Source organism: Desulfuromonas acetoxidans DSM 684, from assembly GCF_000167355.1.
Lineage (GTDB): Bacteria > Desulfobacterota > Desulfuromonadia > Desulfuromonadales > Desulfuromonadaceae > Desulfuromonas > Desulfuromonas acetoxidans.
Window position 1 is genome coordinate 15051 of sequence record NZ_AAEW02000022.1, and the last position, 26896, is coordinate 41946.

The following is a 26896-nucleotide window of genomic DNA, read 5'->3' on the forward strand; positions in this document are numbered from 1 at the left end:
CCGCAGCCAATGTTCGTGCTTCAAACCAGCCCAGATCATCGGTTTCGCACATAGCTGGCCAACAACACGCCCCCGGCAACTAAACACAGCCCGACACACAAAAACAGGTAACCAAATGTTTTTGCATTGCCCCAGCCAAACATTTCCACACCGGCCTTAAAGGCGATGAGGTACACCCCGAACAACGCTGACACGCCGCCGACCAGATTCAGAACCAAGCCGATCACTCCCAGCGAAACCGCAAATTTCTTCATACGCATCCTCCTGATAACCGTGCGCAGACTCTAGCATAAGCTTTGACAACAAAAAAGCCCCCCTCAACCTGCTTTTGTCAGTGATGAGAAACCGGGGATCATACTACCTTCAATAAGGGACATGATGTTTCTGTGTCATCAAAATAAAAGGGAGTTGCCGAAGCAACTCCCTTTTGTACCCGATTTATTCTGTAATCATCTAATGACTGCCACCAAGAATGGAAACAACCATCAGAACCAACAGAACAACACCAATGGCAACAGCCGTAAATCCAAAGATTCTCAGGATCAGGCCATACAGTGGGCTAGAAGGTTTCTCTTTAAAGAACTGCTCGGTGATCCCCATTTCTTCATAACGCTTCCATTGATCACCACGCTCCTCAACAAACTCTTCCTTATGCATTTCGCCGTTGAAGATAACGAAGTCCATGGGGAATTTCTCCGGACGCAGGTGCGTATTGAAGAAGTGGACTGAGAAAATAAAGCCGGTTGCCAGCAGGGCTTCATCCGAATGGACGATGGTGGCCACGTTGAACACCCACCCCGGCAGGAACATGCCAAAGAACTCAGGGAACCACAACATCAGACCGGAACCACCGATGGCAAACATACCCCAGAAGACCGCGATGAAGTCGAATTTCTCCCAGTAGTTCCAGCGCTCAAAAGTCGGCTTGGGCCCCTTCCACAGGAACCAGCGGACCATGCCGGTCACATCTTTGATATCACGCAGGTTCGGCATCAGAGAATCCGGACCAAACAGCCGTTGCAACCACATTCCAGGGATATCCTTGCGGATAAACAGGAAGTGGATGCTCAAAACAATCGCCATACCAAAGTAGACGAATGTGATGCAGGCACCGATGCGGTGACCGAACGCGGCGTTGGCGGTACCGCCATAGAAGTCCATCATCACCTGAGCCCAGTGCTGGCTGGAGAATTTCAGCGGCAGACCGGTCAATGCCAGGATCAGGAAGCTGATAATGACCAGCAAGTGCATGAAAATATGGTAGTTCTGGAAGCGCTTGTAGACCCGGTGTCCATCAGGAATCTCAATGTGCGCTTTCCCCGCAGCCAGAGCGGCTTTCTTCTCTTTATTCTCGGCAATGCCGCGAATCATCCACAGGATGGAGTGCAGCCAGAACACGGAGAAGGTACCCACCAGCAACGTGGTCATGGCCCAGAAGGTCACGGCCAGTACCGGGTAGTTATCAAAGTCGGCGTGATCACCGTGAGAATAGAATTGGCTGAACAGACGGCTGGAACCCTCATGGCACTTACCGCATGTATCGGCACGATTCTCAAGATTGATGGTTGCCGCAGGATTGTCTTCCGGATAGATGTCATGGCTGCCATGGCAGTCAGCACAGGTGGCTGTCAACTCAGGATAGCCGAGACGGTAGCTCTTACCATGGTAGCTGGCCAGATAAGTATGAACGGCACCGCCGTAGACTTCGTTGCGCTCCATCATCTCTTCGTCACCGTGACAGGTGATACAGGCATCGGTTCCGAAGGAGCGGGCCACCTTCACATCACAGGTGGACAGGCCGGTAATGGCATGAAGACCGTGACAGTCGGCACAAGAGGCGCCGTCTTCGTTGCCTTCAGCAATCGCTTTACCATGTGTGGACTCGGCATAGCCCTCCATCTCATGACAGTTGTTACAACCGTTGACAATGGACTGCTTGCCTGCCGGAGCTTCCTCCAGCGTGTGGATGCCGTCATGACAATCGGCACAACCCACTTCGTTTTGCGCGTGAACACTGCCGGCATGCTCTTCAGCAATCGAGTCGTGGCAATTGGCACAATTAACGGGACCGGGCAGCACACCCTCGTCGACGTGAGCCGTCAGATCATCAACTTCATGACAATCAAGGCACTCAAACTCTTGCTGACCATGGACCGATGCCATAAAGTCACTGGCTGTAACGACATCGTCGTGACATTCAAGGCAGGTTTCCATATCTGCCAGAGCACTCTGGGCGCCAAACAGCAGCAGAACTGCCGCAATCAGGCCCAACGATACCCAACGCGATACCCTTTTCTCCATTAAAAAACTCCTTACTTCAGCAGATTGCCGGCCGCCCCCGAGCAACAAAGCTCTCTACCTGGCCGGAACAACGTTGATTGAGCGTTGCCACATGGCAACGCTGCGTTCACTGTATGTTTTTATTATACAGCGCTACGCTTACTACCACGAAATAACGAACAAAGTCAATCCAACAATTGTATACAATTGACGATTCACAATGCAATGAACGTCCGTTCTCTGGGCGTTAGCGCCCCCAAAATAGACACCGGTCCCAACGCGCTCACATCGTCAGCGACGCGGCCCGTAAAACATCATGAAATTGAGATAACGTCTTACAGCGACGCAACTTTTTTTTCAATGTTTGCAACTCGGGATCTACAAATGCGTCGAGCACATTCTTCAACTTGCTTAACACCTGCTGTTCGCCGCAAAACAACGGGACATAGTTCTCAGACAGACGGTCAAAATAAACGACCATCTGCTGCAGGCGCTGTGAGATATCGGGCTCAACACCACGACCACGGATTCGCTGAAACAACCACGGGTCAGCAATGGCACCACGTCCCAGCATCAGTCCAGCAGCACCGGTCTGTTCAGCCACCTGTCGTGCCCGCTCTTCACTGAACAGGTCGCCATTGGCTATCACCGGCAGTGCTGTAGCCGCCACAACCCGTGCAGTCACGGCATGGTCGGCATCATCGGCATATTTCTGTACCACCGTGCGTGGATGGAGCACGATAAAATCGACGCCATACTTTTCAAACACCGGCAACAAGTCAAAAATTTGCTCAGGATCGTCGTAACCGGCACGCACTTTAACCGACACAGAGCCGTGAAAGGCGGCCCGTATCGCCCGCAGACAATCCCCGATTTTTTCCGGCTCCTGCAGCATAGCACCGCCGGTCTTACCCGTTGTCGTCCGGCCAAAAGGGCAGCCCATGTTGAGATTGACATGGGCCCCACCGAGGTCGGCAACAATCTGCGCTGCTTCGGCCAGAGATTCGCTGCGATGACCAATCAACTGCACAACCAGAGGCACATCGTCCACACCCGCCAGAATCTCACGCCGATCATTCGGCGTAATGCGCTGGCGGGCAACGTGACTAACACGAACAAATTCGGTAAAAACGACATCGGGCTGTCCAATGTCACATTGGACAGCCCGCATGGCCCGATTGGTAAGCCCCTGCATCGGAGCCAGCATCAGAGGAAATGTCCCCTTTTGCCAGGGTAGTGTTTTCACCAGTGTCTAGCCCTCTTTTTCCTTGGCAAACGCGGTAAGATACTGCTCCAGCTTCTCTTTTTTCTCTACAGTCATCGGATCAAACTCAATCCCCGTGCAGAACATGCCACCATCATGGTCCATACAGTGAACCACCTCGCCGGAAAATTCGAAAATATCTTCACCCGCGCCAACACTTAAATTCAGACGTTGACCAATTGGCAACGGAAGATGTACTTCGAGCAACAGACCACGCAGACTGGCGTCAAGGGTCTTACCCATATACTCTCCATCACCATTGGCTGGGTCTTGAAAGCTGAAATAAACAAAATTCAACGTGTTGTACCGTGGATCACGGCGTCGCTCTTCTTGTTCCATCGCCTTACTCCTTGGCTGACCGGTCGTCGGCTAATCCTGAGCCTTGGTCGCTACAATAATATAGACGGGATTATGGGCCTCAAAGACCTTGTAATCAGTATTGCTGCTGGTTCGGGCCACATTGAGGGTTGTCACATCCACCAGATATCCCGAATTTCCAAAAAAGTCGCTCGATGCCACCAGGGTATCGAGAGTCATGGCGGTCAAAACCACCCGGCCATCGGCCGGCAAGCGTCCATCCACCGCCTCGAGCAGTTCCCACAAGTTGCCGCCTGAACCACCGATAAACACGCGATCCGGGTCGGGCAGATCTTCCAGACAACTGGGCGCTTCGCCTTCCACAACCCGAACATTGCGCGGGTGAAAACGGTTGAGGTTTTCGCGCAAAAACTTAATATATTCAATGTTACGCTCCACGGCAAAAATTCGTCCGTGGGGCAACAAAAAGTCCGCTTCGATACTAATGGAACCACTGCCGGCGCCTATATCCCACAATACCATGTCATGACGCAACTGCAATTTCGCCAGAGCCACCACCCGCACCTCTTCCGGCGTGATCTGCTTTTTCATAGTGAGAAATTCACCATCGGCAATTCCTAGAGTCGGCTGATCCCCCGGCGTGGTGTTGTCATAACGTTTGATCAGGATCAGCACGTTGAGTTCAGCGGCCTGCATGGTCGGCAGTTCCTGAACCGTGGTTTTAACAATGCGTTCTTGCGTCGTCCCTAGGTTTTCACACAGATATACGGTGTAGCCGTCAAAACCGCGCCGCAGTAATTCGTCAGCAATGTTTGCCGGGGTATGGCGGGCATCGGTCAGTACCGCCGCCTTGTCATTGGCAATAATCCGATCGCCGATATCAGCCAGAGTACGCTGCTCGGTAGAGATAAACACGGCATCATCCCACGGCTCTTTAATCCGGGAAAACGCAGACTGCACTGAGCTGACATTGGGAACAAATTCAAGGCGGTCTTTGGGTAAATTGCGCAGCAGATTGCGGCCGATACTGAAAAACAGCGGATCACCGGAAGTCAGAACCACAACCGGTCCGGGCTGATCTTTTACCAACTGCGACAGATCATCGTTGCCGCTGAGAGCCACCTTTTCGACATCAAGATCGCCAAACAACTCCAGCAACCGCGGCGCACCATAAAGAACCCGCGCCTGGCGCACCAGACTCAAGGCCCGGGCACTAAACCCTTCCTGCCCTTCAATCCCGGCACCAACCACATAAACGATTCCCATATAATCTACCCTTCCTTATTTATTAAGCCACCATAGACTAACCAGTTCAGACCTCTGCGTCAAGACAGGAGCACTCCTCCATGGCAATTTCCAACCGCTCCCAGATCTCATCGCGCCCCTCTTTGGTCAGCGCCGAGAACAGGCTGAAAGCTTCCGCCGGTAATCCGGTGGCCTCAGCAATCGGAGCAATCTGCGCGGCGCGTCGATTACGGCTGACTTTATCCACCTTGGTAATCACCGGAATGGTCGGGACTTCATACTCCTCGAGCCAGTCAAGCAACTGCAAGTCCTCCTCACGCGGTACCCGACGGATGTCGAACAACACCACCACAGCACACAGAGATTGACGGCTCTGCAGATAAGTCTGGATCATCGGCCCCCATTGTTTTTTTACCGCCATGGGCACTTTGGCAAAGCCGTATCCAGGCAGGTCGACAAGATAAATCTCTTCGTTGAGATCGAAGAAGTTAATCAACTGCGTACGCCCAGGTGTCGACGAGGTCCGCACCAGGCTTTTACGTTGCACCATGACGTTGAGCAGGGAGCTCTTACCAACATTACTGCGACCGGCAAAGGCAATTTCAGGACGCTCTGCCGGCGGATAATTACCGGGGCGGGTGGCACTCTTGACAAACTGGGCCGTTTTAATCTGCATTCAAACCTGCACTTTCATGACGACTGACGGAATGAACCTTACTGCGTCGTTTATGACGATAAAGAGCCTGATCGGCTTTTTTCAACATCTGTTCTGGGCTGGAGACATCTCCATCCGGCAAACTGGCCACACCATAACTCAGCGAGACCGCTACCAGAGCGTCCCCATAGAGCATGCCCTGGCGGCTTAATTCTTTATCCAGCCGCTCCATGAGCAGCCCGGCGTTTTCGCCATCGGTCTGAGGAAGCACCAAAACAAATTCATCACCGGCATAACGGGCAACCAAGTCCGTGGTACGACTGTAGCGTTGCAGACAATCGGCCAGATACTGCAGCAGCAGATCGCCGGCATCATGGCCATGGTTGTCATTGACCTGCTTGAAATCGTTGAGGTCGATAAACACAACCGATAACGCGGTCTCGTAACGGCACGCCCGGTCAAACTCACGCTGCAACGCCTGACCGAGAACCCGGCGGTTGAGCAGACCGGTCAGCGGATCAAGACACGCCAAAGAGCGCAGTTTCTCATGAGCCGTGACATTGGACAGACAGATTGCCACCTTGAGCGCCAGACGTTCCAGCAGCACGGTATTGAGTCCCGGAGCAAACCTCTGACCATCAACATCGGCCTGATTAAGCGTGCCGATCACTATGCCGTCCAGCGTGATCGGCGCCACCGCGATGGAGCGCACCGCATAGTGTTGATCTTTCGGCAGCAGCGGCAGATAGCGATGCAACTGATCATTGACCAGCTGCACACTGAGATCATCACCGATCAAACGCTGCAATTGATGGCGATCAATCAGGTTGATCCGTTGCCGTTCGCTGCATTCGCCCCGACACTGCTGCAGCATAGCCGCCACTTCGGTATCGGCAATCAGCGAAAACCACACAAAAGGCACCTGAAAAACATCGGAGATCTCCTTGAGCAAGGTGTCAAAGAAATCCGCAAATTTCAAGGTGGAGAGAATCTTCAGCTCGACCTTGTAAAACTTCTCAGCCAACTGCTCGTTCTCACGAACCCGCTCAAAAAGACTTTTGTCATGACGCATGATGATTTACCTCTGAATCAGCACTGCCCGTCAACGACCCGGTTTCAACAGCCGCCCATCCGTTTGCCACATTGTTGTATCATAGCAGAGCTGGCGCATCTGTCGTCACATTTTCCAAAACCGCCACCACCAGGTGTTTCAATGCGCAACCGATCACCGGCCGCCACGGCAACGCTGTTTTTGCCCGTCAGGTTGATCCAGCCGCGCCCGGCAACCCAGACCCGATTGCGTCCACAGCGACCAGAGCCTCCGCCTTCAAGCCCGTAGGGCGCAAACACCCGGCGTTCTGAGAGAATCGAGGCGGTTAACGGTTGTAGAAATTCGAGTTCACGAATCAGACCGTTGCCTCCCGGATGACGCCCACAACCACCGGAACCATAACGGATGGCAAATTGACGCAACAGCACTGGATAACGTAATTCGAGAATCTCCGGGTCGGTGATACGGGTGTTGGTCATATGGCTATGCACCCCGGAACAGCCATCCCAGTCCGGTCCGGCGCCGCTGCCGCCACCAACAGTCTCGTAATAGCCAAACTGCTCGTTGCCAAAGGTCAGGTTATTCATACACCCCTGCGAGGCGGCCACACAACCAAAGGCTTTGAACAACACATCGACAATCCGTTGCGAGGTCAGCACATTACCACCAACGACGGCGGCCAGTTGATCCGGAGCCAGAATTGATCCTTCGGCGACACTCAACCGCACTGGTCGCAGGCAACCATGATTGAGAGGGATCGGTTCGGCAACCAAACAACGCAACGCATACAGGATGGCCGACCAGGTCACAGCCAGCGGGGCATTGAGGTTCCCCCACTGCTGCGCATCGCTGTCGCGAAAATCGAAATGGGCCAGCCCCTGTGGGTCGATATCCACGGTCAGACGCACGGCCGTACCGTCATCAAGAAAGTCTTCGGCCACAAGTTGTTGCTTGCCACCATGTTGTGCCACCAGCCGCAACAGACCATCACGCACCGCAGCTTCAGCATGATCCTGAATATAACCCATATAGGCCTGCACACAGAGCAAACCAAGCTGGCCAATCAGCCCTTCGAGCAAACGACAGCCACACTGATTGGCCGCCACCTGCGCCCTGAAATCGGACAGATTATCATCCAGGCGCCGACTGCCGGCCGCCTGAAGCACTTCACGCAGCCGTGCTTCCTGAAAAACACCACCATCAACCAGTTTCATACGGCGAATAGCACAACCCTCTTCATCAAGCCGACGTGAAAACGGCGGCATGGACCCGGGTGTCACCCCGCCGATATCGGCATGATGGCCGCGATTTGCCACATACATGACGATCCTTCCGTCATGCCACAACGGCGTGATCACCGTCATATCGGGTAGATGGCTGCCACCCATAGCCGGATGATTGCTGAGCAGCACATCGCCTGGTTGAAGCGGTTCGTCATTAACGGCGATCTGCGCGCGCACCGCTTCTCCCATGGCACCGAGATGCACCGGAGTGTGGGGCGCATTGGCTATCAGCGCACCATCGGCATCAAACAGCGCACAGGAAAAATCGCAGCGCTCCTTGATATTGGTGGAGATGGCCGTACGCTGCAACGCATAACCCATCTGCTCAGCGATGGACATGAAGCGGTTACTAAACAGTGCCAACTGCACCGGATCCAAAGCGGTCGTAGACGTCTGAACACGAGCGTCCACCGAGATACTCAGGTCGCCGTCCGCGTTGAAACATGCTTTGCAGCCCGGCTCAACCACCACGGTTGCCGTGTCGCGGATCAACAGCGCCGGCCCAACCAGCGTTGTGTCGGCACAGTCATCCCGCCACAGACACACAGGCGTCTCATGATACGCACCATCGAAGTAACACGCCACCGTCGCCAACGACTCGGGCAGTTGCACCGCCGCAACAGCACATTCGGTCAAAGAGGCACTCTGACGTGCCACAGCGCGCACCCGCACATCATCAACCTCAATAGTAGCCTGCAGTTCAAAGCCGTATTCCCGGCGGTACGCCTCGCGAAAAGCGCGGCCATAATCGCCATCCTCCGGCCGCATGACCATCATGGCGTGATCGGTGCCGGCATAGCGCAGGTTGAGATAAACATGGCTATCGATCTGTTGGCGCTCAACCCCCTGTGCAATCAGAGTCTGGTAGGCCTGCTCCGCCAACTGCTGTTGGACAAGGTCAAGCTTTGCCACCCCCTCTGTCGTCAGTTCACCACAGGCCGCCTGCTGCAGCTCGCACACCGGCTGCGCCAGTTCCATGCCATAGGCCGACAGGATTCCAGCATGGCGATGAATAAAGATAGTTTCCATACCCAGCTTTCGCGCCATGGCACAGGCATGTTGACCGCCAGCGCCACCGAAACAAGCCAGCACATGTTCAGCCAGATCAAAGCCCTTCTGCACCGACACCGCTCGCACCGGACGCGCCATCTGCTCGTTGGCGACATCAAGAATGCCTGCGGCCACTTGTTCGGCGGTCATGGGCGGACGCTCCTGCTCAGAGAGCCACTGATTAACCTCATTGGTCAACACGGCAAAGGCTTGACGGGTGGCGTCCAGATCGAGTGGCTGTTGTTCATCCTCACCAAAGATCTTCGGAAAGAAGTCCGGCTGCAGACGTCCTAACAGCAGGTTGGCATCAGTGACGGTCAGGTGCCCCCCCTTGCGGTAACACACCGGTCCCGGATGGGCACCGGCCGACTCCGGACCAACCTCAAACATGCCATGGCGGAAAAACAATCTTGAACCGCCACCGGCGGCCACAGTCTGAATGTTGAGCTGTGGAGCCTGTATGCGTGTTCCGGCAATCTCGCTTTGTTGAATCAGGTCGTAGTCGCCGTCAAAACGTGACACATCTGTTGAGGTGCCACCCATGTCAAAACCGATCACCGGCCGATCGGGAAACGCCCGCTGACAGGTTTGGGCAAAACCGACCACACCGCCGGCCGGACCGGACAACAACGCACGGCTGCCATTGAAATTCTCCGCAGGAACCAGGCCGCCATCGGAGGTCATAAAGCGCAATTCACAGTGAGCCAGTCCATCACTGAAACCGTTGCAAAATCCATCGCTGTACTGACGGATTTTCGGCGTCAGATAGGCATCAACCACCGTGGTGTCACCCCGCGCCACCAGCCGTGCCGTCGGCATCACCTCATGCGACAGCGACACCTGGGTAAAGCCGAGTTCTCGCGCCAGCGCCCCCACCTGCTGTTCATGGCCGGGGCAGGCATAGCCATGGGCAAATACCACGGCCACACTGTCATAGCCCTGTTGGCGCAGGTGTTGGAGCTGGGCACGCACCTGTCCCACCTGCGGCGCCAGGAGAATCCGGTAACCACGACCATCACAGCCCACGGCATCGGCCTGTTCCTTCGGCTGCGCCGGACGAATCCGTTCGCTGATCTCCACCACCTCATCATAGAGTGGTATCGGCCGTTGAATATGCAAGGCAAACAGCTCAGGGCGGGTCTGGTCACCAATCTGCAACAGATCGGCAAAGCCTTCACTGATCAGCAACGCGGTTTTGGCCCCTTTGTGCTCCAGCAGCGCGTTGGTTGCCACGGTCGTTCCCATCCGCACCGAAACAATGCCCTCGGCACTGAATTGTTCCGGCAACGCCTCGCCGCCAATTTGCTCAAGGATTCGGCGGATCCCTTCACGCGGTGCATCCGTATAATTGCGCGGGTCTTCGGAGAGCAGCTTATGCACAAAGCTGCGCCCGTCGGGCAGTTGGGCATAGACATCGGTAAACGTGCCGCCACGATCAATCGCAAAACGGATTCCAGACCAGGGTGCCGCCATCATCCCACCATCACCCCTTTTTGTTCTGATCAAGGCCCTTGCTGACCATTTCATAGAGATCGGCCGACAGGGTGGTTTTCGCCTGCAGTTGCTCCAGCGCCTGCTTCATCAGCGCACTTCGCGTATCGTCATAACGGGGCCAGCGCAGCAGTGGTGCCACCAGACGGGCGGCAATTTGCGGATTGAACGGGTCGATGAGTGCCACTTGACGACGCAAAAAATCGTAACCGGAACCATCAGCCGCATGAAAACGGACGCTGTTGCCCTGGCAGAACACACCGATCAGTGAGCGCACCTTATTGGGGTTGTGCAAGTTGAACGCCGGCGTTCCCATCAGCCGCTCCACCTGCTCCAGACAGTCTTCACGTCGCGACCGTGCCTGAATACCCAGCCACTTCTCCACCACCAGAGGGTCCTCTTTCCAGGTAGCATAAAACGTGTCAAGAGCATGACGGCTGTCGCGGTTGTCATGATCGGCCAGCAGCCCCAGCGCGGCACTGACATCGGTCATATTACGGCCGGTGGAGAACTGCTCGAGAATCATCTGCCAAATCATGTTATCCTGCGGCGCCAAAGCGGCCAGATAACCGAGACAGAGATTTTTCAATCGCCGTTGCCCCACAGCCTGGGGTGTTACCTCATACGGTCCGCTATCGGCGCAACGACGATAAACGGTAAGAAAATCGTCCTTAAGTTGCACAGCCACTTCATGGCGGACAAATTCGCGTGCAGTGAAGATCGCCTGCGGGTCAATCTCCTCCATCTGCTCCGCAAGAAAACTCTCCAGCGGCAGAGCTAGAGCCAGAGCCAACAGCGACGGGTCCGTCTGCTCATCGAGTAAACTGGTGCGAAACGCCTCAACAAACATCGGCTCCAGAATCAGCTTCTGCCCCTTACGCACCCTGTCCACCAGATCAAGCAACAACCCTCCGGCCAATCGCTGGCTGGCATTCCAGCGGTTAAATGCATCGTTGTCATGGGCCATGAGAAACGCCAACTCATCGCGGGAGGTGTTCATGGTCAATTTCACCGGCGCTGAAAAATCACGCAGCAGTGAGACGACACAACCCTCACCCACCTGTTCGAAGCAGAACTTCTGGCGTGCCGCCGTCACTGACAATACCAGCTCTTCAGCTCCCTGCTGTCCAGACTCATTCACTAGATGCAACGGTTGCGGCGTACCGTCCGGACCGAGCAACGCCAGGCGTAACGGAATATGGAACGGCTGCTTGTCAGGCTGGCCCGGTGTGGCCGGGCAACTCTGCGTCACATCAAGGGTCAGTTGCTGCCGCTCACCATCGTAGTGCTGTTCAACATGAATCACCGGCGTTCCTGCCTGCGAATACCAGCGTCGAAACTGGTCCAGATCAACACCACTGGCATCTTCCATGGCCGCAACAAAATCATCAGTGGTTACCGCCTGACCATCGTGGCGCTGCACATAAAGGCGAATGCCGGCCATGAATCCGTCACGCCCCAGCAGGGTCTGCATCATGCGGATCAGCTCAGCACCTTTGCTATATACGGTCATGGTGTAGAAATTGTTGATCTCCACATAGGATTCGGGGCGTACCGGGTGGGCCATGGGCCCGGAATCTTCGGCAAACTGATGACTTTGCAGGATACGCACCTCTTCAATGCGCTTAACCGCCGCCGAGTTCATGTCGGCAGAGAACTCCTGATCACGAAAAACAGTCAGCCCCTCTTTCAAACTGAGTTGAAACCAGTCACGGCAAGTGATGCGGTTACCGGTCCAGTTGTGAAAATATTCGTGGCCGACCACACTTTCGATATTGAGAAAATCATCATCCGTGGCGGTTTCCGGGCGGGCAAGGACATACTTGGAATTAAACACATTGAGGCCTTTGTTTTCCATGGCGCCCATATTGAAATCATCCACAGCAACAATCATGAAGCGGTCGAGATCGTATTCAAAACCAAAGCGCTGTTCATCCCAGGCCATCGCTTTTTTCAGCGACAGCATGGCATGGTCGCACTTATCGGCATTGCGCGCCTCAACATAGATCTGCAACAACACCTCACGTCCTGACATGGTGGTGAACGCATCCTCCTGGCAAACCAAGTCACCAGCCACCAGAGCAAACAGGTAGCTGGGCTTGAAGAACGGATCTTCCCAGCGAGTCAGATGTCGGCCATCATCGAGGTCACACTGTTCCACCAGATTACCGTTGGACAACAGCACCGGAAAACGCTGCTTGTCGGCGCGAATCGTCGTGGTATAGCGGGTCATAACATCAGGACGATCAGGAAAATAGGTAATACGGCGAAAGCCCTGCGCCTCGCACTGAGTGCAAAAATTCCCGCTCGACAGGTAGAGCCCTTCCAGCGCTTTATTGGCCTCGGGGTCTATTTCGGTAACCACAGTCAGCTCGAAGGCATTGGGCACATTGGGCAGCACCAGGCCACTATCCTGACAGCGGTAATCCAGCGCCGTCAGCGGTGTCCCGTCAAGGGACAACGAGAGCAGAGTCTGTCCTGCACCGTTCAAGCGCAGCGGCTCTTCCACATCAACATGCTCTTTACGCTTATAACGTGCCCGCGACAGCACTCGGGTATGGTGAGGCTCCAGGTCAAATTCGAGATCTAGCCGTTCGACCTCAAACGGATAGGGAACATAATCTTTGAGATACGTGGGTTGGGGTTTATCTGCCATAACATGTTCTCCTGTAGCGCGTTCTCTCGTAGCGGGCGAGCGCCGTGCCGATCCGACAAAACAAAAAGGCCCCACTCCGGTCACGAAGCAGGGCCACTTATGACCTCAACGGCAGTGACACCACACTACTCGATCAGAATGGCATCGTTGTCGTCATCATCATTATGCTCAATACGTGGCACTTGATCCCCGGACAGCATCTTGCCGTCACGGTCCATCACCCGGTCGTCATCAAGGATGATCAGACCGGTTTTATCCACCACATCTTTTTTATACCGATACTGGTACTCCATGCTTTTTTTACGCAAGTTGTAGCTCATGAACATCCACACCAGACCGAGCACCGCACCAACAGCCAGCACCACCGCCAGACCGATAAACAGGTAATGAGCGGTCCGTTCTCCAACATGGCCGATCACCGCGAGGATACCATCAAGTTTGTAGACCACACCCGACAACACGACCAGCAGCAACAGCCCCATCAAAAAAGGAATCTGGCGGATGACATAGATAAACGCATGAAACTTGTGAATCCGCGTCTGCTGCTCGGAGGGACTCAGACCAACGGCGGTCTCCGAAGAGCCGGACGGCTGATGGCCATAGAGATAGCGGTCAAATCCCAGTACAATCACACCAAGCAAAAAAGTGATGGTCAGCGGCACAATAAAGGCGGCAAAGAAGTACGATTTCCACGGAAAAGGCACATTTTCCGGCCCCAACTGGCTGAGAAAACTGACAAAAAAGATGAAACCTTCAATGACCCCGATCAGGATCAGATATTTGATAAACAGATCTTTAAGCTCTTCGCGGGCAAACAGAGCGGCAATGCCTTTACGAGACTCCGTACCCTGCTCTTGCGAATCGTTCTGTTGTTTTTCACGCTCTGGCATGATGACAACTCCTGCATGAACATACCGACATAACACTACATCCCTGTGCGACATCATCGCACAACGTAAAAACCCCTCACAAATCGTTTACTATAGAGCATTTCTTGCGCAATGTCTGTTGAAAAAGCACAGCCGGCAGGTTCCGCCCCGCATCTCATTGACGCACGACAGGCCGCAGAATTCATCGTTCTGCGGCCTGTCGTAAGGGCGATGACAAAACCGCAAACGAAAAACTAACTCTTTGCCAGAGCCTGATCAATATCGGCAATAATATCCTCAACATTCTCAATACCGACAGACAAACGGATCAGATCCGGCGTAACCCCCGAAGCGATCTGTTGTTCCTCGCTGAGCTGGCGATGAGTAGTACTGGCCGGATGCAACACGCAACTGCGCACATCACCGACATGAACCACCATGGCAATCAGCTTGGTGCTTTCCATAAAACGACGACCAGCTTCCACACCACCCTCAATGCCGAATGTCAGCACGCCGCTGGCACCCTTGGGCAGGTATTTCTGCACCCGTTCGTAGCTGGGATGGCTCGGCAGCCCCGGATAGGACACCCACTTGACCTTGGGATGCAACTCCAGACGCTTGGCCACTTCAAGGGCGTTCTCGCAATGGCGCTGCATACGCACATGCAGGGTTTCCAGCCCGTGATTAAACATAAAGGTGTTAAACGGTGACGGGCTGGTGCCGAGATCGCGCATCAACTGAACCCGAGCCTTGATGATATAAGCCATGTTGCCGAACTTTTCCGTGTAACACAGCCCGTGGTAACTGCTGTCGGGCTCGGTCAATTCAGGATAACGGCCATTGCTCCAGTCAAACCTTCCACTGTCAACGATCACACCGCCAACGCTGGTGGCATGGCCATCAATATATTTGGTAGCCGAATGGATGACAATGTCGGCACCGTGCTCAAAGGGGCGACACAGATAGGGGGTGCCAAAGGTATTGTCGATAACCAACGGCACCTGCATCTCTTTAGCAACGGCCGAGAACTTCTCAAAATCAAGCACATTAAGGCCGGGATTGCCGATAGTCTCGGCAAACAACACCTTGGTTTCCGGGCGAAAATGGCTTTTAATCTCTTCAATACTGGCTTCCGGATCAACGAAAGTCACTTCAATCCCCATCTTCGGCAGGGTATTGTAAAACAGTGAATAGGTCCCACCATACAGGGTACCTGCCGTGACCACATGCTCACCACTGCGGCAGATATTAAGAATCGACAGGGTACTGGCCGCCTGACCTGAAGAGGTGGCCAGAGCGCCGACGCCCCCTTCCATCTCGGCCATCTTCTGCTCAAAAGCCGCCCAAGTGGGATTGCCGATACGGGTATACATGGGATCAAAGCAATCCAGATCAAACAAACTCGCCATATGATCGGCATTATCGTACTTAAAGGTGGTGCTCTGAACGATAGGCGTTACCCGCGGCTGCGCCGCCTCAGGACGATAGCCGCCCTGAATCGCCAGAGTCTCTACACTCCATTGCTCATCCATAGTTTCTACTCCTTTACTGAAACCCGACACAAGACCCAGCAGACCAAAGCCACTGATCTCGGGAAATAACATGTTGCAACAAGGCCCATGAGGCTAACGCGTTTTCGGTAAAAAGTCACTACGCAAAATCGCCCGGATTGGCGTTAAACAGGCGGCCAGCCTGCAGCGAAATCTATCATCTTCTACCCGTTAAGGTTGCCACGGCCACCATGCGATCATTTTTACCCTGTTGAACACGTTGGCCATAGACTAATCGGCTGTTTTTCTGCCTTTCGTGAAGTCAAATGTTGATTTCCGGCCCCGATTCTGGTTAGATATGAAGCTCATAATTTTGTATACAATTGTCATGTTGATTTTATTTATTCCATTGTTTTTTATAGTGAATTTCAATGAGTTGTCTTGGAGGAGTCTATGAATAAGTCTGTGGTCGTTTTCGGCCTTATCCTTACTGCGGGTCTTTTTTTCGCCACCAATACTCTGGCACAAGAGACTTTGACCGACGCGGATTGCGTCAAATGTCATATCAACGCCGTTAAAGATGTCGCGGCTCACGGTGCCGCGCATGCTGACATGGGCTGCCGCGATTGCCACCTGGAACACCCCCCGCTGGGTGATCGGGTCATCCCGCAATGTGCCCTGTGTCACGCACCCGAAGAAACCGCCCACTACACGCTGGATAACTGTGTCGGCTGCCACTATCCGCACCACCCTCTCGAAATCGATTTCACGGCTCTGGACAATGTCAAGCCGGCCTGTATTTCCTGTCACCCCGATCAGGGTGAAGAGATGGCCGCCCGTCCCAGTCTGCACTCCGAGCAGGACTGCAACGCCTGTCACAATGCCCACGGTCTGGCAGAGGGCCAATATCAAAATTGCCTTGATTGCCACGACGGGCACTCTGAAAGCATGACCGTCAACGATTGCACCCTGTGCCACAAACCCCACAGCCCGAAAGAGGTCACCTATAACGACCTGCCTTCGGATTTGTGCGCAGCTTGCCACGAAGACATTGCCGCCATGCTGGCCAAGTCGACCAAGAAGCACCACGAACTGACCTGTTCCGAGTGCCATGTCGATGAGCACATGACCATTACGCCGTGTATTGACTGCCATGGCAAGCCACACGGCATCATGCATGAAAAATATCCGACCTGCGTTGAGTGTCATATCGATCCCCACGCATTGGCCGAATAAACACCTGCATCGGCTGCTGCAATTCTAAAAAGCAGCAGCCGATGCAGCCTTTTCCATCTTCTTTTTGACGGTTGGTTTCCATGATGTGTAGTGCTCACGCAAAACGTCTGTCGGCAGGTCTGCTGCTGTTTATCTCGCTGGTGTTCTGCGCCTCATTGTGTTTTGGCGAGATCACCGCTGTTCCCTTGACGGGCGCCGACTGTATCAAATGCCATCACCAACCCTCCGTGGACATTCGCGATCATGGCGGTGCCCATCGTGATGACATGGGTTGCCTCGGCTGCCATGACAACCATCCGCCACTCGGCGACGCGATCATCCCCGAATGCAGCGATTGTCACAACGGCGATGATCACAAGCACTTTACACTTAAGAATTGCAGCAGCTGTCACAACCCTCATGCACCGGGCATCAACGACCTGAGCGCTCTTGATGAGCCAAAAGTCGCCTGCCTGAGCTGCCACGACGACGTCGGCACCACCATGGACAAGACACCGAGTCTACATGCCGAGCAGCAGTGCAACGACTGCCACACTGAGCACGGCACTGAGAAAGGTCAGTTCTCCACCTGTATTGATTGCCATGATAAACACAGTCCTGAGATGACCTATCAGGATTGCCTCGGCTGTCACCAGCCCCATGCGCCGACCACGTACCTGTGGGATAACGACACCCCGGCAGATCACTGTGCTGCATGCCACGAAGATCAGGTTAACGAGCTTCTAGCTAAAGGCGAAGCACACAGTTCCGATATCCACTGCAGTGATTGCCACACTGCCCACCCTCCTCACGAAGAGGGCGTGATTCCGTCCTGTGCCGACTGCCATGCACCGAGTGATCATCCCCATTACAAACTGGACAACTGCACGGCTTGCCACCGCCCGCACGCGCCATTGGAGATCGACCTGACCGCCGTATCACCGATCAAACCCGTGTGCATCTCCTGTCACGAAGCACCACAACAGGAGATGACCCAGTGGCCGAGTGCCCACAACGAAATGGATTGCAACGAGTGCCACCAGGAGCACGGTGAGGCCATGTCCTGTCTGGACTGTCACGACGGTCACAACGACACCATGTCATATCGCGACTGTCTGCGCTGCCACCAGCCTCACAGCCCTCTGGCATTGCGCTTTTCTCAAGCCGGCATCCGCTCTGACCTGTGCGGCAGTTGCCACCGCGGCCAGCTCAAACAACTGTCCGCCAACACCACCGGGCACGCTGATGTTCAATGCGTATTCTGCCACCGCCGCACACATAAAGTCATTTTGTCGTGCGACAACTGTCATGGAGAACCCCATGACTCCAGTATCCATCAACACTTTACAGACTGCGGCCAGTGCCACAACGGGCCGCATAACCTGAAGAACTAATCCGGCAACCAATGAGGTCCGCCATGACGATACGAGCAACCGTTTTTACCACCCTGTTCCTCCTTGCCACCACATTGAGCAGTGCAGGGATCGCCAACGCCGAGGACGATGTGTTCTCCCAGTCCATCGCTCCAATGACCACATTGGAGTGCGCCCGCTGCCACGAACAGGTTTTTACAGACTTGCGCGATCAAGGCGGTGCCCACAAAATGGTGTGCCGAGATTGCCATGAAACGTTTCACAACTTTTCCAAACAACTTACCTGGCAACAACGCGTTCCAGCGTGCAGTGATTGTCACGACTACCCGCACGGTGAATCTGCTATCATGTCGGCCTGTCTGACCTGTCACAGCAACGCCCACGCTCCCGTCGCCAGTCTCAACCTCAACACACTTGAGCCACTGTGTCATCAGTGCCACCAGCAACCGGCCGAGGAGATGACACAGCCCAGCGCACACAGTGACATGACATGCAGCGAGTGCCATCAGGATCGGCATGGCTATCTGCCAAAATGCACCGAATGCCACGAAGAACCGCACTCACCGTTTATCAGCAGTAAGGCGTGCATGCAATGCCATCCGGTTCACCATGTCAGTGACCTGCTGTACAGTGATGCCATTGACAACAGTGCCTGTGGCGGTTGCCATGAAGAACCCGCCACCGAACTTAAGCAGGGACACCTGGCACACTCCCTGCTCAACTGTACGTTCTGCCATGCCGAAGAACACGGCGCCATGACGACATGCAACGATTGCCATGACACACCGCACAGCGCCGAAATGCTGGAAGGTTTCAGAGACTGCAATGATTGCCATGGCAATCCTCACAACTTACTGCCCGGTTCCTGATTGGCACCGTCACAAAGGATACTCGCATGATTCCGCGCAACAAACTGCTACTCAATAGTGTGCTTTTCATCAGCTGCATCCTGCTGGCCGGCGGCGCCATGCTTTACAACTACAGCTACAAGTTGTGTTGGAAATGTTCGACCCACGACTATTATGAGCGCGGCAAGGAATTTGTCACGCACGCTGAAGACGAATTACAACGCACCGGAGTCGACTTCATCCGCCTCGCCGCCGACCGTGATGATATGGACGCTCAATTGTTGCTGGCTGAAAGTTACACCTCACAATTGCCTGAGGGCTATGTCAGTGCCACTCCGCAGGCGCAAAAAAAGCTGAGCAGCCTCATAGTCAAAAACAGCACCATTGCCAAAAGCCTGCTTTCCAAAGCCTACAACCGCCTTTACGCCGGCAACAAAATGACGGCGCGCCAATGGTACAACATGGCGTTACTCGTCGAAGCCGGTCTGATTCAACGAGACGACCAGGCTCAGGCCACCCTTGACTTGCTGACCCAAGCAGCCGAAGCCGGGAGTTACCCGGCCATGACCCGGCTCGGAGCGTTCTACCATCAACAGGCAGACTATGCCCGGGCAAAAAAATGGCTGCGCCGAGCTGCCGAAGCAGGCGTTGATCCGCAACCCGCGCTAACCCTGGGCGACTACTTTTTCTATGGCAAAAGTGAAGCCATTAATTACGAAAAAGCCATCCACTGGTACCGTCAGGCACTGCAAACCCAGCGCGAGCTCACCGCCCGCGGCACAGAGCAAGAACGTCTGGCCGCTGAAGACGTGCCCATGGCGCGAATTGACATGGCTATGCGCCAACTGCAAAAGAGTCGTATGCAACCGCCTATGACGCTGACGTATCGGCTGGTCGGCAACGCCAACAGCAGCAAGATATTCACTGAAGACCGCCCTGAAGGCCCCATCGGCACAATCAGCTCCGCTAACGGTGAAGTAACAGCTCAGATCGACCCAGCCATCAGTCTGGCACTATCGATTCCTGTCAACCGCAAAACCTTTGAGTCCATGAGCGAAGGGCTGGACTGGGTGCTGCAATCCTATGCTCGCAGCAGCTACGGCAGCTACACCCGCTTTTACTTTAAGCTGTCCCGATAAGCCGAGCCTGAATTCTGTACGCCCAAATGTGGTCTAAATGTCCATCTATTTGAGCGTGCAGAGAACAGGGGAAGCTCCCCACGTCTTACCAAACACCCCTCTTAGCTCTCCCCTGAATAGAATTTGCTCCTAGGTGTTTTAATCCAATCTGTTCAAGCACAAGCTCCATTAAAGTCTGCTTAAATTCAGGGGCGCGGTGTCTCAAAAAAACACCTTTCCCTCGAGAGCCGCCTAACGCGCTGTAAAGGGCCTGCAAAAGACCTTTCAAGCCATATCATACCCCCTCCTTTTTCCGTCAATAGTTAAAATATTTTTCACCAAAAATCGCATAAAATTAATTTCTGTCTATTCCGTTTAAAAAAAATACCCAAAATCAAGCTAGTTGCTGGACATTGCGTTTAACTAAGATAAGTTTTAACTTAATTTTATTGCAAAAAGTGTAAAAGTCAGTACAACTGAAAGAACGTTCGTTTCTGTATTTCTCAAAAATAAAACGGAGGTTAAGGAGGCCCGAAAAGGAGAAATACAGCCCCAATGATGTCCAACAAAGAAAGAAAGGGAGGCAGAATGAAATGTTGGCTACGGCTGTTTCTCTGCGTCGCTATCCTGTCCACAGTGGGTTTCCCACTGAATAGCGCGTTAGGGATAACAGTATCAGGACGGTCGAGTACCGAATTCGAGTGGTACGACACCGGCGACGGTGACACCGCCGTCCCCTTTTACCAGTACATGCTGCTCAATGTTCACGACATTGACAACAATGGCCTGGCATTTCGGGGATACGGTCGCCTTGCCGATGACCTGGCCGATGAAGCAGATGTCGATAGTCGGCTGTACTATGCGTACCTTGAGAAGAAGGATCTAATCGAAGATCTGGATGTGCGATTCGGACGTCAGTTCATTTCCACCACTGCCGGTGCTTCCATTATGGATGGTTTGTATATGGAGTATTCGGGCTGGGGTGATGTTGACATCACCGTGTTTGGTGGTGGCGATGTCGCTTATTACGATGGCTACAACGCCAAGGATCTCATTGCCGGTATCGAGGTTCGTCGCACCTTTATGGACGATCTGAATCTCGGACTGTCCTACCTGCAGAAATGGGATCACAGTGAGCTGGCCAATGAACTGTTCGGTCTCGATGTCGATTACGACTTTAAAGACATGCTGTACGTGTACAGCGAAACCCAGTTTAACTATCTTGCCAACGCCGTCAGCTATTTTCTTGGCGGTGCCAAGTACCACCGCAGCGACAACTGGTCGGTGCGTGCCGAGTATCTCTACTCACTTCCGGTATTCTCCTCCACCTCCATCTATTCGGTGTTTGCCGTGGATGAGTACGAGGAACTGTTCGTTGAATACGAACAGCGCCTGATGCCGGGCTTGCGTGCTTTTGTCAACTACGCGCGCGAGATGTACGAGTACGACGCCGATGCCGACGTGTTTGAAGTCGGGATCGAAAAAATCCGTACCGGTCGTTTCTCCGGTTACGTGATCGGCACCTGGCGTGAAGATCCCGATGGTCAGGATCTGGCCGGTGTCAAGGTCTATGCGGCTGCCACCATCAACAACCGTTTCCAGGCTGGAGCCGGTGTTCACCTCGACGTTATGGAACGCTACCTTGACGAAGACGAGGATGAGACCACTAACTCCCGCATCTGGGTCGATGGCACTGTCACCTTTAACCGCAAAATCAACTTACAGGCCAAGGTTGAACGGGTTGAGAGCGATCTGTGGGACGAGTATTACCGTGGCCGCGTTCGCTTGAATGTCCGTTTCTAAAAAGGAGTCACATATGAAGCACACAGTATTGATATTTTGGACCGTTATGGTCGTGCTGGTGACATCCACGGCCTGGGCCACCACCTTCGATCATGACGAGCACGTCGCCATTTTCGAAGGTAAAGACTGCAGCACCTGCCATGTGGCGGATGCTGAGAGCATCATTCCCGATGTCGCTATCTGCCTGGATTGCCATGAGGCAACCATGGTCGAAGAAGTCTCGTTTTCCGGGCTCAAAACCCATGATGTCACCTGGTCGCTCAGTCACCGCGCTGCGGCAAAGAGCAAGTCCATGGACTGCGCAGCCTGTCACCAGCAAAATGACTGCCTGGAATGCCACACTGCCGGGTTTGCCGACGAGATGGGTGACTTCGGTAACAGCATGACTAACGTGCACCGCAGCGATTTCCATGTATCACACCCGATTGCGGCACGCACCAACCCCCAATTGTGTACCAGCTGCCATGAGAGCAGTTTCTGCTCCGACTGCCACAGCGATTTTCGTCGCGGATCCCTCACCGGCATTTCGCATCAGCGCAGTTTCAGCAGCTTAACCGTCGGCTCCACCGGTCCGGCCCATGAGAGCTTCGATGAGTCTCAATGCCAGACCTGCCATGTCGACTCGATCTTACCCTCACACGAATGGACCAGCGGCCACGCCCGAGAGGCACGCAAGAACCTGGTGACTTGCCAGGCGTGCCACCCCGAAGGCGATGTGTGCATCAAATGCCACAGTGCCCGCAGTGGTCTGGGAATCAACCCCCATCCCAAGGACTGGGATGACATTGATGGAAGAATGCTTCGTGCCAGCGATGGCCGAACCTGCCGTAAGTGTCACTAACACACACGACAACATAGGAGGTAGGAATGAAGGTTAAACATTGGTTTTCTTTTTTCGTAGTTCTCAGCAGCATCCTGCTGTTGACGGCCTGCGGAAGTAACTCCGGTTCCGGCGGCGATCAGTCAGCCGCCCCGGCGGAAGATGATCTGGGTTCAGACACCGATACCGGCATCAGCTATGTTGGTGCTGCCACCTGTATCGGTTGCCATGAAGACTTCAGCTGGAGTTCTGAAGAAGTGGCCGACTATCTGGCCGGAGCTCACGTCATTCACAGTGACCACATTACTCAGGCCGATGCCGCTGATGGTTGTCTCGACTGCCACGACCCCATTGGCGATGGCCCAGGACTCGAAAGCATGATTGACGCAGCCAACGTGCCGGCTGACGGCCTCGCGGCTGTGGGCTGTGAAGCCTGTCACGGCGCTGGCGGTGACCACTATGGTGTCGGACCGATCCCCATGGCCGAGCCAGGCATTGCAGAATGTGCCGCCTGCCATGATGAACTGCCGGAGAGTCATCTGACCTATCATCCCGAAGCAAACAATATCGGCACAAACTACGTGGCCTCCCGCCACTACACGGCTTCCGTACGCAACGAAGCCGTTTGCTCACGTTGCCATACCGATCTCGGTGGTCGTCTGTATAAAGACGTGACCACCAAGACCCAATTGGAAGCCTCGGTTTTCGCTGTTGAGAGCGATGAGGCTGTTCAATGCCGTACCTGCCACAATCCACACAATGCTGGCGGACTGCTGTTTGAAGAAGTGGAAGACCATGGTCATGTTGTTGCTAGTGGCGAGTATGCAACTTGTACCTCTTGCCACATGAGTGACAGTGGCTCCCCTGATGATGCAGAATGGATGTACCATGAGGATGTATACTACCGCATCATCACGGATACCCACTACGATGACCCGACAACAACCGACGTTATCGAAGGTTATGTCGTTAACCCCTTAAGCGAGCGTGCCTGCCGTGATTGTCACGATGTCCACGCTGTTGAAGAGATTCGTGCTGATGATGACTCTTCAAGCTTCTCTAACACCATCAATGATCAGTGGGCAAGATCTGGCCACGCTGGCAAACTTGGCGACATAAAGTTGGAAGTTGCTGAATTCTACGGCGATGAGATTGCCGATGGCGGCCTCGACCAAAACCGTACGATTGCCCAATCTCTGGCCATCAAAGAAGCAGGTTCTTTGGGTGCGGATAATGCATTCCCGCATTACGACTGGGATGCCCAGAATCGCCAGAGTTGCCAGGAATGTCATACGGCAACAGGTTTCAAGAACTACACGGCTGACCCTACTACCTACGACGCAGCTAACAATGACTTCTCTCATCTTGCAGATTGGGCTGTTGACGGCGATGGCATTGTTACTTCTTCCGGCCAAAACGAGCTGCTCTACTGCTGGGGCTGCCATAGCGACAATCAGGGTGCCCTGTATGCATCAGGCGACAACACCATGAGCTACAGTTATGATGGCGTTGCCGTTGTTATCCCCGACATTGGCAATTCAAACACTTGTATCCACTGCCATGGTGGTCGCAACAATGTGGACAACTTGAAAGATGCAAGTCGTTCCAGCCGCTTCGAAGGCCATCATGGTCCGGCAGCAGGTACCCTGTTCAGCTCTGTAACACATCTTGGATACGAGTTTGACGGCCAGAGCTACGCGAATGTTTCTTACTTCCATCACGCCGATATCGGCACAATTGACGCTGATGGCAACGAAGTGTATGCAGGAACAGGAACTTCCGGTCCTTGTGTTGGTTGCCATATGGCAGACTCTGACCATACTTTTGCCGTTGTTGAAGAAGATGAAGTCACTGGTGAGATTACTTCAATCACCAGCTTTGAAACCTGTGCAGCGTGTCACAACACTACTGATCCGGCAGGCGACCACTACTTTGACGCTTCAGTTCTTGAAGAAGAGAAGCTTGGTTTTGAAGAAGCAATTATGGTCTTGGAAAACTACATCACCAACACCACGGTCAATACTCTGAATGTTGACTTGACGGCTGATTCACCGACACTTGATCCGGACGGTAACGGTGTTGATGAGTTCCTGGCTTATTACGAAACAGTTGCCATTGACTACTATGGCACCTACCAGAACTACAAGTACATGGATGACGAGCCGGGCGCCTATGCGCATAACCGCTACTATGCTAAACGCCTGCTCTTTGACTCCATTGACTTGCTGCAACATGGTTCATTGACCGGTTCCATTACGATTGATGAAGCCGTTTATGCTGATGCAGCAATGTGGTTCGGCGCTGATGCTGATACCAACCTTGCAGCTCGTCCATAATCAATAACCTCTACTTCCGGCAGGACTCTCTGCCGGATAACATCAAAAGCCCCACATCGTTCGATGTGGGGCTTTTAGTTTATCTACCATCATGCACTTTTGACATAAAGTGCCGACCGGTTCTTACTCATTTCAGCTTATAATACAATTGCGTCCGGCTTTTTTCGCCCGATACAGTGCCTGGTCGGCAAAACGGATCAGCTCCTCACAATCCTGTCCGGACTGCGGCGACATCGACTCATAGCCAATACTGACAGTAATCCAGGGAGTCTTTAGTGCATCAACATTGGGGATCCCCAGATCATTGATCGCCTGCCGGATCCGCTCGGCCACTTTTTGCGCCCCAATAAGCGGAACATCGGGAAGAATAACCGCAAACTCTTCTCCACCGTAGCGGGCAACGAGATCAGCCTCTCGCTTGACTTGATTCGAAATCACCTCGGCAACGGACTGCAGGCACTGGTCGCCATCCTGATGACCGTAGGTATCATTGTAGAGCTTAAAGTGATCAATATCGATCATCAGCAGGCTGACAACCGTTCCGTTACGCCGAGCGATCAGCCACTCATGCTGAAGATGCTCATCAAACTGACGGCGGTTTCCCACCCTGGTTAAGCTGTCTGTCATGGACGCCAACTGCAGCTCCTTGTTCAACGATTCAATCCGATCCAGCATGTGATTGGCGGTCTGTGACAACTGGTGGAGCTCACGGCTGCTGTGATCTTCAAATCGCTCACTGAGATCACCACTCTCACCAATGCGGTTAAAGTGGTTAATTTGAGCGGAGATCGGCGACAGGACCAGATGGTTCAACAGCAATTCAACCAACAAAATCCCGATAACACCCAACATGACCATCACGGTGACAGTCACCTTGAACACCTGGCGCAGATGGTTGTTCATCTCACGAAAAACCTTTGTCTTTAAGGCAAAGGCCTGCTGATGGTCGACATTGCGCACCATCAGAGTCAGTTCGGCAAAATCTTCCGAGATAAATGAATAGGTCAGACTCGTCTTTTTTTCATTCTTTTGAGCCGTTGCCGTTTTGTCACAGACTTTAACCAGTTCAAAATCAAATCCGGAGTGGCTTGACACATCATAGCAATATTGACTGTTGATGGCCCGTCCCATCAGGATGTAGCCATTGGCTGGACAACTGCGATCCGTTGGATAAATAGGATACATAGCGGTAAGAAGTGGACCATTGAGCTGTTTGACACACAGGTAAAAGGAGCTTTTCACCTCAAGGTTCAGCGCTTGAATATGCTTGCGGCTGTGCTTGACAGATTCGGCCACAGAAAGCGCTATCTTACGATCCTCGGCAAAAGAGAACGCATAAACAAGGTTGAAGTCGAGGTCAAAGTAAAGGATACACAGCGTTCCAATCCCGGTCAGCGTCTCATCATTGAAATTGTCATCAATATAGCCCTGATTTTGATCCTGGATAAATTGATAACTGTCATTCCACACGCCCCAATCACGGACAAAGGAGGTGAAGTACTCCTCCTGACTGCCAATGGTCTGAACAAAATGCTCACCAAGCCGGTTGAAGTGCAGGTGTTCTAGCGAATTAAACGCAGAAAAAATATAACGGTGCATGACAAACATCATCGACACAAGCGAAACGCCGAGGATAAGAATAAGAGTCAATAAAGTACGCAGGCGTAAGGACATAGTGTCTCTCTTAGTCGGGTAGTGCAACTGCACCTTGAATATACGAATTTCATTCGT

Annotated in this window: 19 protein-coding genes; 7 read left to right on the forward strand and 12 right to left on the reverse strand. The window is 53.5% G+C overall.

All coding sequences use genetic code 11. From position 1 onward, the window contains the following. Positions 1–35 precede the first annotated feature (35 nt). The 11 genes from DACE_RS14695 to DACE_RS14745 form a co-directional block, all read right to left on the reverse strand. Positions 36–254, reverse strand: a complete 219-nt coding sequence (locus tag DACE_RS14695; protein WP_006002523.1) for a hypothetical protein — start codon at positions 252–254, stop codon at positions 36–38. Positions 255–453: 199 nt separating this feature from the next. Then, entirely contained in the window at positions 454–2301 is a 1848-nt protein-coding gene (locus tag DACE_RS14700) for a hypothetical protein (protein ID WP_006002524.1), read from the reverse strand. Between the two features lie 262 nt (positions 2302–2563). After that, entirely contained in the window at positions 2564–3526 is a 963-nt protein-coding gene (locus tag DACE_RS14705) for a tRNA dihydrouridine synthase (RefSeq protein ID WP_006002525.1), read from the reverse strand. Positions 3527–3532: 6 nt separating this feature from the next. Further along, entirely contained in the window at positions 3533–3883 is a 351-nt protein-coding gene (locus DACE_RS14710) for a PilZ domain-containing protein (protein WP_006002526.1), read from the reverse strand. A 30-nt stretch (positions 3884–3913) separates the two neighbouring features. Beyond that, complete coding sequence (locus tag DACE_RS14715) at positions 3914–5128, reverse strand: bifunctional cobalt-precorrin-7 (C(5))-methyltransferase/cobalt-precorrin-6B (C(15))-methyltransferase (protein WP_006002527.1); 1215 nt, start codon at positions 5126–5128, stop codon at positions 3914–3916. Positions 5129–5174: 46 nt separating this feature from the next. Then, complete coding sequence (gene yihA / locus DACE_RS14720; protein WP_006002528.1) at positions 5175–5783, reverse strand: ribosome biogenesis GTP-binding protein YihA/YsxC; 609 nt, start codon at positions 5781–5783, stop codon at positions 5175–5177. Then, the gene (locus DACE_RS14725) at positions 5773–6834 is read right to left on the reverse strand and encodes a GGDEF domain-containing protein (protein ID WP_006002529.1); all 1062 of its coding nucleotides are present in this window, start codon (positions 6832–6834) and stop codon (positions 5773–5775) included. Before DACE_RS14725 ends, yihA begins: the two co-directional genes overlap by 11 nt. A gap of 44 nt (positions 6835–6878) precedes the next feature. Continuing rightward, complete coding sequence (locus DACE_RS14730) at positions 6879–10622, reverse strand: hydantoinase B/oxoprolinase family protein (protein ID WP_006002530.1); 3744 nt, start codon at positions 10620–10622, stop codon at positions 6879–6881. A 7-nt stretch (positions 10623–10629) separates the two neighbouring features. Next, positions 10630–13293, reverse strand: a complete 2664-nt coding sequence (gene pepN / locus DACE_RS14735) for an aminopeptidase N (protein ID WP_006002531.1) — start codon at positions 13291–13293, stop codon at positions 10630–10632. Between the two features lie 125 nt (positions 13294–13418). Then, complete coding sequence (locus tag DACE_RS14740; protein WP_006002532.1) at positions 13419–14183, reverse strand: hypothetical protein; 765 nt, start codon at positions 14181–14183, stop codon at positions 13419–13421. A 233-nt stretch (positions 14184–14416) separates the two neighbouring features. Further along, positions 14417–15694: an O-acetylhomoserine aminocarboxypropyltransferase/cysteine synthase family protein gene (locus tag DACE_RS14745; protein WP_040367635.1), complete on the reverse strand. Its 1278-nt coding sequence runs from the start codon at positions 15692–15694 to the stop codon at positions 14417–14419. A 411-nt stretch (positions 15695–16105) separates the two neighbouring features. Between DACE_RS14745 and DACE_RS14750 the strand changes: the two genes are divergently transcribed. The 7 genes from DACE_RS14750 (at position 16106) to DACE_RS14785 (ending at position 25165) form a co-directional block, all read left to right on the forward strand. Then, positions 16106–16888: a cytochrome c3 family protein gene (locus tag DACE_RS14750; RefSeq protein ID WP_006002534.1), complete on the forward strand. Its 783-nt coding sequence runs from the start codon at positions 16106–16108 to the stop codon at positions 16886–16888. Positions 16889–16968: 80 nt separating this feature from the next. Next, the gene (locus DACE_RS14755; protein ID WP_006002535.1) at positions 16969–18261 is read left to right on the forward strand and encodes a cytochrome c3 family protein; all 1293 of its coding nucleotides are present in this window, start codon (positions 16969–16971) and stop codon (positions 18259–18261) included. Between the two features lie 23 nt (positions 18262–18284). Next, a complete protein-coding gene (locus DACE_RS14760; protein ID WP_006002536.1) occupies positions 18285–19109 on the forward strand; it encodes a hypothetical protein in 825 nt (274 codons plus the stop codon). 26 nt (positions 19110–19135) lie between these two features. After that, complete coding sequence (locus DACE_RS14765; protein ID WP_006002538.1) at positions 19136–20227, forward strand: SEL1-like repeat protein; 1092 nt, start codon at positions 19136–19138, stop codon at positions 20225–20227. A 567-nt stretch (positions 20228–20794) separates the two neighbouring features. Continuing rightward, on the forward strand, positions 20795–22009 hold the full coding sequence (locus DACE_RS14775) for a hypothetical protein (RefSeq protein ID WP_006002539.1): 1215 nt from the start codon (positions 20795–20797) through the stop codon (positions 22007–22009). Between the two features lie 13 nt (positions 22010–22022). Then, a complete protein-coding gene (locus DACE_RS17585) occupies positions 22023–22850 on the forward strand; it encodes a cytochrome c3 family protein (protein ID WP_006002541.1) in 828 nt (275 codons plus the stop codon). Between the two features lie 26 nt (positions 22851–22876). Continuing rightward, positions 22877–25165, forward strand: a complete 2289-nt coding sequence (locus DACE_RS14785; protein ID WP_006002542.1) for a multiheme c-type cytochrome — start codon at positions 22877–22879, stop codon at positions 25163–25165. Positions 25166–25297: 132 nt separating this feature from the next. Here DACE_RS14785 and DACE_RS17590 read toward each other — a convergent pair. Then, the coding region (locus DACE_RS17590; RefSeq protein WP_238326432.1) for a sensor domain-containing diguanylate cyclase at positions 25298–26896 on the reverse strand (1599 nt) is incomplete at its 5' end.

Excerpts from the sequence above, each read along its gene's own strand:
- DACE_RS14745 (WP_040367635.1), bottom strand. The coding sequence starts at position 15,694 with ATGGATGAGCAATGGAGTGTAGAGACTCTGGCGATTCAGGGCGGCTAT.
- pepN (WP_006002531.1), bottom strand. The coding sequence starts at position 13,293 with ATGGCAGATAAACCCCAACCCACGTATCTCAAAGATTATGTTCCCTAT.
- DACE_RS14785 (WP_006002542.1), top strand. The coding sequence starts at position 22,877 with ATGAAGGTTAAACATTGGTTTTCTTTTTTCGTAGTTCTCAGCAGCATC.
- DACE_RS14740 (WP_006002532.1), bottom strand. The coding sequence starts at position 14,183 with ATGCCAGAGCGTGAAAAACAACAGAACGATTCGCAAGAGCAGGGTACG.
- DACE_RS14750 (WP_006002534.1), top strand. The coding sequence starts at position 16,106 with ATGAATAAGTCTGTGGTCGTTTTCGGCCTTATCCTTACTGCGGGTCTT.
- DACE_RS17585 (WP_006002541.1), top strand. The coding sequence starts at position 22,023 with ATGAAGCACACAGTATTGATATTTTGGACCGTTATGGTCGTGCTGGTG.
- DACE_RS14775 (WP_006002539.1), top strand. The coding sequence starts at position 20,795 with ATGAAATGTTGGCTACGGCTGTTTCTCTGCGTCGCTATCCTGTCCACA.
- DACE_RS14730 (WP_006002530.1), bottom strand. The coding sequence starts at position 10,622 with ATGATGGCGGCACCCTGGTCTGGAATCCGTTTTGCGATTGATCGTGGC.
- DACE_RS14695 (WP_006002523.1), bottom strand. The coding sequence starts at position 254 with ATGAAGAAATTTGCGGTTTCGCTGGGAGTGATCGGCTTGGTTCTGAAT.
- DACE_RS14760 (WP_006002536.1), top strand. The coding sequence starts at position 18,285 with ATGACGATACGAGCAACCGTTTTTACCACCCTGTTCCTCCTTGCCACC.
- yihA (WP_006002528.1), bottom strand. The coding sequence starts at position 5,783 with ATGCAGATTAAAACGGCCCAGTTTGTCAAGAGTGCCACCCGCCCCGGT.
- DACE_RS14710 (WP_006002526.1), bottom strand. The coding sequence starts at position 3,883 with ATGGAACAAGAAGAGCGACGCCGTGATCCACGGTACAACACGTTGAAT.
- DACE_RS14725 (WP_006002529.1), bottom strand. The coding sequence starts at position 6,834 with ATGCGTCATGACAAAAGTCTTTTTGAGCGGGTTCGTGAGAACGAGCAG.
- DACE_RS14755 (WP_006002535.1), top strand. The coding sequence starts at position 16,969 with ATGATGTGTAGTGCTCACGCAAAACGTCTGTCGGCAGGTCTGCTGCTG.
- DACE_RS14700 (WP_006002524.1), bottom strand. The coding sequence starts at position 2,301 with ATGGAGAAAAGGGTATCGCGTTGGGTATCGTTGGGCCTGATTGCGGCA.
- DACE_RS14765 (WP_006002538.1), top strand. The coding sequence starts at position 19,136 with ATGATTCCGCGCAACAAACTGCTACTCAATAGTGTGCTTTTCATCAGC.
- DACE_RS14715 (WP_006002527.1), bottom strand. The coding sequence starts at position 5,128 with ATGGGAATCGTTTATGTGGTTGGTGCCGGGATTGAAGGGCAGGAAGGG.